10 protein-coding genes are annotated in these 12281 nt (G+C 54.5%); 3 read left to right on the plus strand and 7 right to left on the minus strand.

The features are described 5' to 3' along the window. Positions 1–7: 7 nt before the first annotated feature. From NO887_RS06865 to cas6, 5 genes are read right to left on the minus strand one after another with little or no spacing between them, the layout of a single operon-like run. The gene (locus NO887_RS06865; RefSeq protein WP_256417734.1) at positions 8–2638 is read right to left on the minus strand and encodes a CRISPR-associated endonuclease Cas3''; all 2631 of its coding nucleotides are present in this window, start codon (positions 2636–2638) and stop codon (positions 8–10) included. Positions 2639–2641: 3 nt separating this feature from the next. Then, positions 2642–3421 (minus strand): type I-B CRISPR-associated protein Cas5b, encoded by a 780-nt coding sequence (cas5b, locus tag NO887_RS06870; RefSeq protein ID WP_256417735.1) that lies wholly within the window; start codon positions 3419–3421, stop codon positions 2642–2644. Between the two features lie 2 nt (positions 3422–3423). Beyond that, positions 3424–4518, minus strand: a complete 1095-nt coding sequence (gene cas7b / locus NO887_RS06875; RefSeq protein ID WP_256417736.1) for a type I-B CRISPR-associated protein Cas7/Csh2 — start codon at positions 4516–4518, stop codon at positions 3424–3426. A 3-nt stretch (positions 4519–4521) separates the two neighbouring features. Further along, positions 4522–6654 (minus strand): type I-B CRISPR-associated protein Cas8b/Csh1, encoded by a 2133-nt coding sequence (gene cas8b / locus NO887_RS06880; protein WP_256417737.1) that lies wholly within the window; start codon positions 6652–6654, stop codon positions 4522–4524. Further along, positions 6641–7447, minus strand: a complete 807-nt coding sequence (gene cas6, locus NO887_RS06885) for a CRISPR-associated endoribonuclease Cas6 (RefSeq protein ID WP_256417738.1) — start codon at positions 7445–7447, stop codon at positions 6641–6643. Before cas6 ends, cas8b begins: the two co-directional genes overlap by 14 nt. Before the next feature lie 259 nt (positions 7448–7706). Here cas6 and NO887_RS06890 point away from each other — a divergent pair, with 259 nt between their 5' ends. Beyond that, positions 7707–8165, plus strand: coding sequence for a DUF7992 family protein (locus tag NO887_RS06890; RefSeq protein WP_256417739.1), 459 nt, complete (start codon positions 7707–7709; stop codon positions 8163–8165). 44 nt (positions 8166–8209) lie between these two features. Here NO887_RS06890 and NO887_RS06895 read toward each other — a convergent pair whose 3' ends face one another. Beyond that, positions 8210–9235 carry an aldo/keto reductase gene (locus tag NO887_RS06895; RefSeq protein ID WP_256417740.1) on the minus strand — a complete coding sequence of 342 codons (1026 nt, stop codon included), beginning with the start codon at positions 9233–9235 and terminating at the stop codon, positions 8210–8212. Positions 9236–9314: 79 nt separating this feature from the next. On the opposite strand from NO887_RS06895, the gene NO887_RS06900 reads away from it, so the two are divergent. Then, a complete protein-coding gene (locus tag NO887_RS06900) occupies positions 9315–10019 on the plus strand; it encodes a haloacid dehalogenase type II (RefSeq protein WP_256417741.1) in 705 nt (234 codons plus the stop codon). A gap of 55 nt (positions 10020–10074) precedes the next feature. Continuing rightward, the gene (locus tag NO887_RS06905) at positions 10075–10815 is read left to right on the plus strand and encodes an SDR family oxidoreductase (RefSeq protein ID WP_256417742.1); all 741 of its coding nucleotides are present in this window, start codon (positions 10075–10077) and stop codon (positions 10813–10815) included. 205 nt (positions 10816–11020) lie between these two features. On the opposite strand, the gene NO887_RS06910 is transcribed toward NO887_RS06905, so the two are convergent. Then, positions 11021–12193, minus strand: coding sequence for a pyridoxal-phosphate-dependent aminotransferase family protein (locus tag NO887_RS06910; RefSeq protein WP_256417744.1), 1173 nt, complete (start codon positions 12191–12193; stop codon positions 11021–11023). Between the last annotated feature and the right edge of the window lie 88 nt (positions 12194–12281).

Genomic DNA, 12281 nt, shown 5'->3' on the forward strand with positions numbered 1-12281 from the left:
TCGTTAGTCATAGGAATCTGTTGTCCACGGTTGGACTTGGGACTGAGAGTCCGGTCAGTGGTGAGTAGGCGTCGTATTGATCTGTTTTTGCTTTCACCTGCCGTCGCATTGAACCTGCATGAACCGGATTCAATTCTGCGATTTGTTGAGCTTCTTCACTACTCTCATCGTATATTGGAATCGAGACTTGAAGTTCTCGTGTTTGGTCAACTAATTTTTCAAGACTATCATAGTCGTAGTCATCGAAGGCTTCGTCAATATTGTCAAGTAGTTCGGTCTCGGTTTTAGTACGTGCAACAACGACATCTACACTTTCGCCGTTCGTAATCAATGACTGTCGACCTAACTGAGATATTTGCGAATTTAATAGATAGTCAACATATTCTTGTCGTCCGGGATTTCTGTCTTGTAGTCGGTCAAAATATTCATTAACAACATCCCATGTCATCGTCGTCTCTGAGAATAGACACTCACTCCTATTGTCACGATGGGAATTTATTGCTTGTGCAGTTAGTTTCGGACGGCTTTCTTCGTTATCACCGCCGTAGACGGCAGTAGCTGGTAGCTGTTGTGAATCAGTAGGTTGTCCAAGCAGCCACACTATGACAGTTCCGCGATCATGCTCAAAAGATCTGTTACATCGTCCTGCAGCTTGTACGATACTACTCATTGGTGCAAAATCTCGGAATACACGGTCAAAGCTGATGTCGACTCCGGCCTCAACCAACTGTGTCGTCACAGCATATACCGGAATTCTGTTTTCTTGGAGTTGCTTCGTGACTGTAATTAAGATCCGTCTGTCTACAGGGCGGTGTCGAGTAGTGAGATGCAGTAAAACCGGCTTTTTAGAGCTATAGGCGTCTGCGACAGCTGCCACAATATCCTCACACGATATCTCAGTGGTCAGTTTTTTAGAATCGTTTAGGTAGTCATCATATACCTGATTGAGTGATGTGAATTCATGACTTGATGTGAGTGCATCAGTCAGTTCTCTCGCGCTGTCAATTGTGTTGCATATGGCTAAAGATGAATCTTCTTGAGTGCTATCGGACAACAATTTTTCTGCCGCGGTTGTGTAGTCCAACGGATCGGGATTGCGATTAATAAACGTGTTAGCTGATTCTTTTATTTCAAATTCAACTCGATCTAGTTCGGAATAATACTGTTCGGGAGACTGTATAAGAGAATATGTTGTGTTCTCATCTTGTTCAAATACTTTCGGCTGAGTTGCAGTCATGACGATAATTTGTGCATCATATTGTTCTGTTATCATCGTCATGAGACGTTGGACAAGTGGCCACCACGCTTCAGGAATTGCTTGTGGCTCATCGATGATGACAACGCTCTCATCAAGTGACGGAAGTTTCATTGACTGACTATTTGAGGGGCCAGCCAAACTTTCGAACAATTGAACAAACGTTGTAATGACCATTCCTGAACGCCAGCTGTCACCGAGCAATGCCTCAATATGTGCAACCGTATCTGGATCTACATTTCCGAGATCAGCTATGTCGATAATTGTTTCTGCAAGATGGTGATCAACAGTAAGCACTTCATCATGTCCATTCGTTTTGAACATGTCTCGACATTTTTCTTCGACTTGGTCGATAATAGACGTAAACGGAAGAGCGTATATAAGCCGTCCAGTTGTGCTTCTCCGAGATAACAGCGAAAGCCCTGCATTGAGTCCCGTTAAAGTCTTACCAAGCCCCGTTGGAAGTGTGAGTGATGCAACTGATGTATTTGCAGTGGCGAAATCTTCAATTGATTCCATTACTTCCTCGTGGGCATCTCCACGTAAATTGTGAATATGTTCTTCATCGGCGGTTGCATCGGAATTAAGTCCCTCTGATTGTAGTGACTCAATTTTGCGAATGAGACGTGACAAAGACGGTTGTGTTCCGTCATACACAGACGTATCGAGTTCTGCACCAGAAGTGAGTGCTGCAGCGCTGGTCTTATCGGCTAACGTTAATGTTGACCAAACTGGGAGTATAGACTCATAAAAATCGACAGGAAGAGTATCTTCCTGTGGACTTGTTGGTCTTCCTATCCCACTTGTCACGAGATTCAAAATAGTAAGTAGCCACTCATTGTTGACCATTTTCTCTGCAAACTCATTCCACGACCCAGCACCACCAGTTGCTTCAGTTAGGATTTGATCTGCCAGTGTAGAGACGTTAGAATCGATATCTCTGACTTGTGCCCGAACCATCGGAATACGTCGACTCCCTTGTGATTGATCCGGATGTACGTGATTGAACACATAGTCGGCTACATCAGGAAGTGTTCCGTGGTGTTTAGCAATAGCAACGAACCCTGTCAGAGCGTCAATACTCTTGTATCCTCTTGATTTGAGTACGTAAAAACCTACAAATGCACCTAACGGGGAATGAGAAGTATTTTCATCTATGTCTTTCTCATCAAGATGCTTCTGAAATGCAGTCGTAAGTTTTCCAAAGTCGTGGACAAGCGAAATAATTTCGGAGATTTCTGAAACGGGTGTTCCAGTACTCGTTGTTGCTTCTTTTGGGGTAAGATACAGAGAGCGGTCGGCAACATCTTGATGATGCTTCTGAAGATGAACCGGTGTTCCATCGTGTTGATAATGGGAATATCGATCAGTTCGGGTGAGCATGAATTAACTGAACATGACTGTTCGATCATCGACAATACACGCATCACCATCACGAACAGTGAGTGATTCACCGTGTGGACTGTATCCATATGAAATAAATCCAGTTGTGATACGCCCCTTTCCGTCAGCGCGCATGAATCCCGGTGAGCGTTCCGTTCGCACTAGGGTCTCAGGTTCCAGAACAATATCGTCAACAGTTTCGACAACTGCGGAATCAACTTCTGGGTCGGGAGTAGCGGTTTCCTCGATGATATATTCTCCATTATATGAGATCGATGCTAAACACTCGGAAAGTCCTAGGCTCGGTGGGTAATAGCTCTTACCCTCACTAAGTCGATGATGGAGTTCGCTATAGGTCTTGTCGTCGTCAATCCAACAATCAATCCGATACTCAGGATCAACGAGCATCTCGTAGTTATGTTGTTGCCTGAGATCAGTTGGATCGGGTAGGCCGATGCGAGCGTGCCCATGCGAAGGATGCATCTCGATATTCGCTTTCGCTGTTGACAGCGTATTTATAGGGATATTCATTGTTCGAAGTTCCCCACAGGGTTCAATGGCGATGGCAGAGGTATCCTCGCCAAACAGGTCGTAGTACTCGTTTCGTTCGATTCCGAGTACAGCTGCAAGCATTCCAGCGACAGTCGTGCGCGGCATCAAACGATAGCTCTGCTTAACGATGTTTCCCTCAACCCGACGAAAGTGACCCCACTCTGCCTGAACAGTAAACGAGAGACATGACTTACCGACCGGCTGACTATCGGTAGTGTCTGTGTCGCCCATGATTAGTCGTCCGTGTCAGGAAGTGTCGTCTTGAACTCATTATGTACATTGATTCTATGTACTTTGTCTGCACCGAGTGTGTCCTCTAGTTCTGTGTATAATGTCTCGATACCTATTATATCACTATCATGAGAGAGTTGTAATGAAGGACTTCCCACAACGTGGATTGTATCGATTCGACTAGCATTGTCGCTGAGACATTCAATGAACGGCTCAATATCCACGACGATATCTTGAATCGTCCGGAGTTGTTCATCAGGTTCTGAGCGTTCCTTGTCTACTTGAATTTTATGTGAGAGGTCTCCAAGGTGGAAGCTCTCGTCAGCGTACTCTACACGAATGTACAAACGTGGTTCCTGTCCGATCTTGCTCCGACTCGTCGTCTGGTTCTTTAGGGCTCGCCAGCATAGCGTATCAAGCCGTTCAATATCTGATTTAGTCAATTGGGTATCTTTAGCCCCATGTTCATCGACAAGACCACGGAAGCGGATTAGTGCGTATTTAATTCGGTGATCATCTAAGTCAAATCCACCCTGTTCTTTTCCTTTGCCTGTGGCAATGACACTTGTGAGGCTATTATATTCTTGATTTTCCTCAACAGAGTGCATAGATTTACCGGGTGAGAATTGAACGGGGCCTTGCAGATGGTCGGGCAGGTAGTCATCGAAGTCTTCGTATTTTCCTTTCAGGTCAACGCTCATCGTTGCACCAAAGTACCGTACATCTACGCTATGATCGAGGAACGTACCATAGACTTCATCGAAGAGATCCTGTTCGTCTTCTTCACTCAAGTCGTTAAGGTCCCAGTCATTGGGATCAAGATCACGAAGTCGATCAGCGAGTAATTGTTCACGGCTGTAACGGTCTCCGTCATTAGTTTGAACGCTTCTGATATACACGCCGTGACCATCGGCATCGAGTTGATCTCGAAGGTACCGCTTAAGCCGAACATCGGTAACGATACACTGCTGAGTTTCAGGATCAATTCGCGGGCGGTTTGACCCACTTAGTGGATTTCCGTTTGGATTTGCGTCAACAGCGTCGTACAGGAACACGATTTCGGAACGGTTCGTCACGGTTTGGGATGTGTCAGACATGATTTATTCCTCCTTATCTACATTGGTTTCGTTTGATTCGTCGTCCGGTTCGTAGTCGTTGAGTCCGTAGGTAACTCCAAGCGAGTAATAAAACCGGAGATCCGTCGTATCCATTTTCCACTCATCCGGATCTGTTTTGCTCGCTGAAATCGCCTTTCGGAGTTCATCCACAACTTCAGCATACATCGTCCCACTCATCCGGTTATCGCGTGAGTAGACGATGTCTTTGTCCACTGCTTCGTGTAATGTTCTCTTAAATTTCTTGATGGTCAATCCTTTGATCGGATATTGATCAACGAGTGTTGTTGCACGATTCTCTTTCGATTCTTGATATCCAGATACTTGTCCAATGAGCACGCCCAAGAGAAACGCGGATCTCCGTTGTGCGTCTTCGTTAATCGCGGGCGTATCATTGATGAACGATTCAAGTTTCTCTGTGCGTTTGAGAGCGGTGCTTCCACCGTCCGCGCGTATACTTTCTGTGTTAGTCATGGTGGCTAGTGAATTGTACGTTGTCTCTTGTGTCAGTGGTTCGTAGCGTGGATCATTTGTTTTGAGCAGATCTGCATTCGCCAGTGCAGTCAACTGCGCGAACTGTGATGCGACTGTGAGTGATGGATGGTCATCACCCGCGGAATCAGTGATTGCTTGCGTGTATGCATCAAGCAGTTCCTCGACAAGTAGTGGCTCCCCTGAAAGGATTCCAACCAATGCTTCGATTCGGTAATCATCAGGAGAAGTATCCTCATTTGGTTCAAGATCAGGAAATGTTTGGGTTAGATACCATCCGGTTGCAATACTTCGAAGTTGTGAGGTGGGAGTCAATAGATCCCAGTCAGGATGTGTTGGTAAGGGTGGTGTCCGATCACTCGACCCTCTTGCTGTGAACAAGGGACTCTCAATAACCGTCTGGTGAGAATCTGAGAGATCAACTGGATACATGAGTGCTCCATCCAACGTATCACCGAATACATCGAACCGCTTTGCCTGTTGGTATCGTATCGCTCCGACGTAGAACCGAAGTTCTAGGTCAGAGGTGATACCGAAAGTACTGTCACCGCGATACGAACGGTATGCTGCTTCGACTGGTGTCAGGTCATCGTTTTGATAGACATTATACAGGATATCGTACAGTGCAAGTGCTTTCTCTGTGGTCGGCCGACCGAAGAAGTATGGTAAATAGTACACTCGCATATTCAATGCTCGATAAGAGCATGAATCAATGAATGTTTGTGCGTTAATAATTGTCACGGCACCATCTTCTGATATAGGATGTGACCGCCACGCTTCTTCCGGATCAAGACCCGGGAACGATTCATGTTGTTTGCCGAGGAAATAATTAAGTGGATCTTCTGCCATCCCGACAGTCTGTGACTCTTCACCAGTGATGAAGTCGACTGCCGACCCCGTTGAATTGCTTGCAGCATTCTTATCAACGAGTTTTGATAGCTTTCGTGCTCGCATAGCAACCTGAAACACGTCGGTCTGATCGGAACCTGCGGTCTCGGTCGCCAGTTCGCCGGGATAGAAATATTTGTCACTCCCCGGGGGGCGGACTCGGATAGTCGTTAGTGCAGTCGTTGTACCGTCGAGCTGTGATTCGGTCGCCGTTTGAATCCGTTCGGACAGTGATTCGTCTTTACCCAAGCTGGCGAGTGAGTCAATGAGCCATCCGTCTTCATGATCTGCAGCAATTTCTTCAACTACGTCATCGACCGCCCATCGCGTGAGCCTGTCGACGAGATAGCCTGCTATTTTGTCTGGTGACTTGTCTTGTCCCGTCCGGTGGGTAATACTGTGATCGATACCTGCAGAGGAGTCATAATCACAGTGGGCGACCGCTGGAACGAGTTGCTCGGTAAGACTCGTGACGAAGACAGGTTCCTCAGCTAAACTAGCTGTACCGTCAGCTGCAAGGTCGATTTGTAGGGCGACAAGGCTTTCAGGTTCATTCAGAATATCTCGGGATTCATCTGGAGTGAGATATGCCGAAAATTCACCACCGCCTGCAGTTGCCAGTGTGTAGAGTCGACCATACAGGTACTGGATATCTCGAAGCGTCGAGATTGGACGGGTGGGGAGTTCTGATTCCAGCGTATCCTCGTACTCCGTCTTGTATTCTTCAGGCGAAAGCATCGCTTCCCTCCAATTCACTCTCGCCCGGTCGCGTTTTGTCTGTGATATTCACGAACCCGAGTCCCAGCGAGTTCCGTTCGCCGAGCCCACAATCCAACGCGAGGTTGAGATGCCGGCGATGATGGTCGTCGCGAACGGTATACGAAAACTCCCACTTGCTCAGGACGTAGGTCATCTCTTGGCCCTCGGTGACGGTCACTGGGACGGCGAACGTCTTGATGAGTTCGTAGCCATCGAACAGATCGCCGTCGACGTCGCTCGGCCCCGGCAGGTGGTCGTGGGCGAATCGGTCGTGTTTCTGATCGAGGTTGGCCTCCAACTGCGTACGGAGCGGCTCCATCGAGTGCTCGGGTCGCCAGAAGACGGCGGTGTCGCCGCCGGGGTGGTCGATGCCGTACTCCTCGCAGCGCCATGGCGGAATCCGAATCAAGAGACCTGTCCCCGTTTCAATCGTCCCACGCGTGCCCGGTTCGCCGACATCGGGTTCAAGCGACGTCACGTCATCGACGTGGAACGGCATCTGGCCGACGTTCAACTCCTGCTCTTCGAGCAGATCGGCTGCGACGTTAGCCAGTAGCTCCTCCTCTGGCGAGGCGACCAACAGCTTGCGGTCGTCGCCTTCTTCCATGTCGTGGGGCGGAAACGGGTTCGAGTAGGCGAACCCTGGCGGCTCGCCGTCGTCATGTCGCTCGCCGTAGGCTGTTCCCTCAAGTGCGTCCCAGAGACGGCCACGAAGCTTGTGGTGGTAGTCATTCTGGTAGACTGCGTCCGCACGTGCCGATAAATGGGCCATTACACGCACTCGGATGACTCACCTCTGTTGCGGGGAAGCATGTAGTCTCTCATACAAACAACGCATACAAAAAGGGACGCAAAGGTCAGTGAAAGTGAATGTCTCCACTCGGAGTGTATGGACCACAAGAGTGACTCGCTTGGATCAGTAGCTGGTTCCATTTGAACCGAAACAGTTACCCTACAAAGAGTCTCAGCGTACTCTACTACGTTATACATCTCACAGGCATACTTATGCGCATCGTGGCTAAATCCGAAACATGAGCCTCGATGTCCAGCCTCCCGAACCGCCGGAACTTCAAGAGACGGATCCGAATGAGTACGACGACGCCGAAATCGTGGGGGACACGGATTACAAACGGACTGAGTTAGAGGAGTTTCTGAAAGCCGGTGCGTGGGAAGAGGCGTTTACAGAGTGGGCAGAAAGCAGCGATATGGATCAACAGGAGTTTCAGATCGTGACCGACCTCGGTCTCATCCAACGATTCGACTTCTTCTGGGATTCGTTCGCCGAGCGCGTCGGCTACCACGCGCCCGGTCTCCCCGAGGACTGGAAGGAGCGCGAGCTTCATCCCGACCTCGACTCGTGGGGGACAGTCTCCGCGATTAACGCCGGACTGACCGAACTGGGACAGATCACCTGCGACGTGCTGAAGAACGAGTACATCGACTGGGAGACAGAGTACGAAGCACCCGATGATCTCCCCGACTTCGACTAGGATACCCTCGTCGTTGTGGTGAACGCGAGCTGCCCGACCGGAACTCAGTGTCCCCAGAGGTTCCCCTCAGAGTCGTACCGCGCGTCCATGATCCGGTCCCACTGCGCGTCCGAGAGCGCGAGATCCGTCGCGGCGACGTTCTCCGTGAGCTGGTCTGTCGTGCGCGCGCCGACGATGGGGACGCACGTGAACTCGTCCCACTCGGTGAGCCACGCGAGCGCGACCTGCGCCGGCGTCGCGTCGAGTTCGTCTGCGACCTCGCGAACCGCGTCAAGTACCTTCCACCCGCGCTCGGAGAGGTAGAAGCGCTCGAACCGGTCGTCGAAGCTCGCGCGCGACCCGTCCGGCGCGATCACCTTTTCGGGGTCGGCGGGGTCGGCGCGCTCGTACTTTCCGGTGAGGAAGCCGCCGGCGAGCGGGGAGTACGGACAGACGGCGATGTCCTGGTCGATACAGACGTCGAGGTACTCTTTAACATCCTCGTAGTAGCCGGCGTGGTGAAGCGGCTGGACCACGTCGAATCCGGTGTAGTCGTTGGCGTCTGCGGTCCACAACGCCTTCGTCAGCTGCCACGCCGCCATCGTCGACGCGCCGAGGTAGTGGACCTTCCCCGCGGAGACCAGCTCATCGAGCACGCGCATCGTCTCCTCGATGGGCGTCTCCTCGTCGAAGCGGTGGATGTAGTAGATGTCGAGGTAGTCGGTGTCGAGCCGGTCGAGCGTTCCCTCGATCTGCGCCCGGATATGCTTACGTCCCAGCCCCGAGTCGTTGGGGCCGGGCTCGCCGCGGCCGTCGAACGGGAAGTACACCTTCGAGGCGATCACGTAATCCTCGCGGTCGCGCTCCGCGAGCCAGTCGCCGACGTACTCCTCGCTCGTCCCGTTCGGCGTCCCGTAGACGTTCGCCGTGTCGATGAAGTTGATTCCGTGGTCGGCGGCGGCATCGAGCAGTTCGTGGGCCTCCTCTCGACCCGTCTCTACGACGCCGTTCGTCTCTCGCCCGAATCGCCACGTCCCGAAACAGAGTTCGGAGACGGACAGTCCTGTGTTGCCGAGTCGTCGGTAGTCCATACCCACTCTTCACACCCGCCGTTTTATAAAGCGTGACGACAGCGGCGGACGCCACGGTTATGATGTACGACGAAGTAGCGTGCTCATGGAGTACGATTCCATCTCGACGGTCACGGTCGACTCGTACAGCACGCTCGTCGACATCGGGTCACAGGAGGCGGTGCTCGAAGCGCACGTCGACGGACTGGACGACGCGGAGTCCGTCTCGCAGCTGTGGCGCGCGCAGTACCTCCAGTACTCGATGATCGCCAACGACATCGACGCCTACCGACCGTTCTGGGACCTCATCGGACAGGGACTCCGATACGCCCTCGAAGCGAACGGCTACGACGTGCCGAAAGCCACCCGCGACGAGATCCGACGCACCGTCTACGAGGACGAACTCTCCATCTTCGACGACGTCAAAGAGGGGATCGGACGCATCACCGACGCGGGCTACGAGGTGTACATCATCTCGAACGGCTCTCCCGAGATGCTGGACCATCTGGTCGCGGCCGCCGACCTCGGCGACACCGTGACGGACGCGATAAGCGCCCACGAGGTCGAGACGTACAAGCCGGATGCGGCGATTTACGAACACGCGGCCGAGCGAACGGGCACGCCCATCGACGAGGTGCTCCACGCCTCCGGCGGCGGGATGCGCGACGTCTGGGGCGCGAAACACGCCGGGATGTCGACGGCGTGGGTCTCCCGCCCGGGAGAGGAACTCCCGACGGAGGAGCTAGGCCCCGAGCCCGACATCGTCATCGAGGACTTCCACGACCTCGCCGACCGGTTGGAGTGAGTCGATCGCGGGTGCCGGCGTGCGTTTTATGCGCGCGCTGCGCGACCGTTCGCACATGACGACGCTCGACGACGCGGCGGTGCTGGTGACGGGCGCGAGTTCGGGGATCGGCGAGGCGACCGCGCACGCGCTCGCGGAGCGCGGCGCGAACGTCGCACTGTTGGCCCGTCGCAAGGAGAAACTCGAATCGATCGCCGAGGCGCTCCGCACCGAGTACGACGCGCAGGCCCTCGTCGTGCCCGGAAATATCCGCGATCCGGCGACCGCCGAGGCCGCGATCGCGGCCGTCGTCGACGCGTTCGGCGGCCTCGACGTGGTCGTCTCCAACGCCGGGATCGGGCGCGGCGGCGACGTCGAGACGATGACGGACGAGGAGTACGCGGCGATGCAGGAGACGAACGTCGACGGGACCTTCTTCCTCACCCGAGAGGCGCTGCCGCACCTGAAGACGAGCGAGGGATCGCTCGTCGTCGTCGGGAGCTTCGCTGGGAAGTTCCCTCGCCCGTTCAATCCCGTGTACGCCGCGACGAAGTGGTGGGTGCGCGGGTTCGCTCACAGCGTCGCGGCGCAGGTCGGAGACGAGGGCGTCGCCGTGAGCGTGGTCAATCCCTCGGAGGTCCGGACCGAGTTCGGCAGCGAGGACGGCGAGCCGTTCGAAGAACGATTCCAGCCGGGATCGGTGACAGAGCCGGAAGAGGTCGCCGAGGCGATCGCCTTCGCGGCGTCGCGACCGGGATCGACCGCCCAAGAGATCGACCTCTACCGCCGTGACAAGTACGCTGACACGATGGGCTGACAGTCACGGACGGTCACGGACGGTCACGCATCGGTGCACCACACTCCGGACAGGTGTCCCGCTCACACGAGACAGCCAAGTCACACTCCGGACAGAACCGCCGGTCGCAGGCCGAATCTCCCATGGTCGGATTTGACGTGACTCGCTCACAAAAAGCTCCGGCTCGGACGGGCCCGAGAAACAAGGCCTCACAGCGGGACGCGAGCTACGCCTCGTATCCCTGCGCGGCGAGCGCATCCTCCAGTGCGGCCAGTACGTACTCGACATTTTTCGGCCGCGCGGAGTGGCCCATACACCCGATCCGCCAGATGTCGCCAGCGAGATCACCGAGGCCGGAGGCGATTTCGATATCGTACTCGGCGAGCAGGTGATCGATGACGGCGGCGTCGTCGACGCCGTCGGGGACGCGCACGGCGTTCAGGCTCGGGAGCCAGTACTCGTCGGCCGCGTTCATTTCCAAGCCGAGGTCCTGTAAGCCGGCTTTTAGCTCGCCGGCGACCTCGTTGTGGCGCTCCCACCGCGCTTCTATTCCCTCCTCTGCGACCAGTCTGAGCGCCTCGCGGAGCGCGTAGACGTTCGTGATCGGCGCGGTGTGGTGATACGATCGCTCGTCGCCCCAGTACCCCTCAAGGAGCGAGAGGTCGAGGTACCACGACTTGGGCGGCTCCTCCCGATCGAGCACCTTGTCCATCGCCCGATCGTTGAGCGTGAGCGGGCTCGCACCGGGTGGACACGAGATGCACTTTTGCGGACCCGAGTACGCGACATCGATGTCCCACTCGTCGACCCGCAGTTCGACGCCACCGAACGACGTGACGGAGTCGGCTATCACGTACGCATCGTGTGCGTGTGCGATGTCGGTCAGTTCCGGGACGTTCGGCTGTAACACGCCCGTTGAGGTCTCGGCGTGGACGAAGCCGAACACGTCCGGCTGGTGTTCGTCGAACGCGTGCTCGACGTCGACGGGGTCGAGCGGCTCGCCCCACGGCGCGTCGACCGTGACCACCTCGCCGCCGGCGCGCTCGGCCATCGAGCGCATTCGACCGCCGAAGTAGCCGTTCGTCGGAACCAACATCGTATCGCCGGGTTCGACGAGGTTGCCGATCGCGGCTTCCATCGACGCGGAACCGGTTCCGGAGACGGGAATCGTCCACTGGTTGTCAGTCCGGAACGTGTATCGAAGCAGATCCTGAACCTCGTCCATGATCTCGATGAACGACGGGTCGAGGTGGCCGACGAGTGGCGTGCTCATCGCCCTGAGCACCCGCGGATGCACGTCGCTCGGACCGGGGCCCATCAGCGTTCGGTCCGGCGGCGTCAGCTCGTCGACCGCGGGCGCGGCCTCCGTCGAGCGCTCTACCTGCGGGGTTTCGCTCATACCGGATATGGCGGCGGTGACCGTCAAAAGTTCAGCGGAACGATCGTTCGTGTGCCACTTTGGCGCACGGGCGGGCGTAGATGGCAGC

Source organism: Halorubrum laminariae, from assembly GCF_024494655.1.
GTDB lineage: Archaea > Halobacteriota > Halobacteria > Halobacteriales > Haloferacaceae > Halorubrum > Halorubrum laminariae.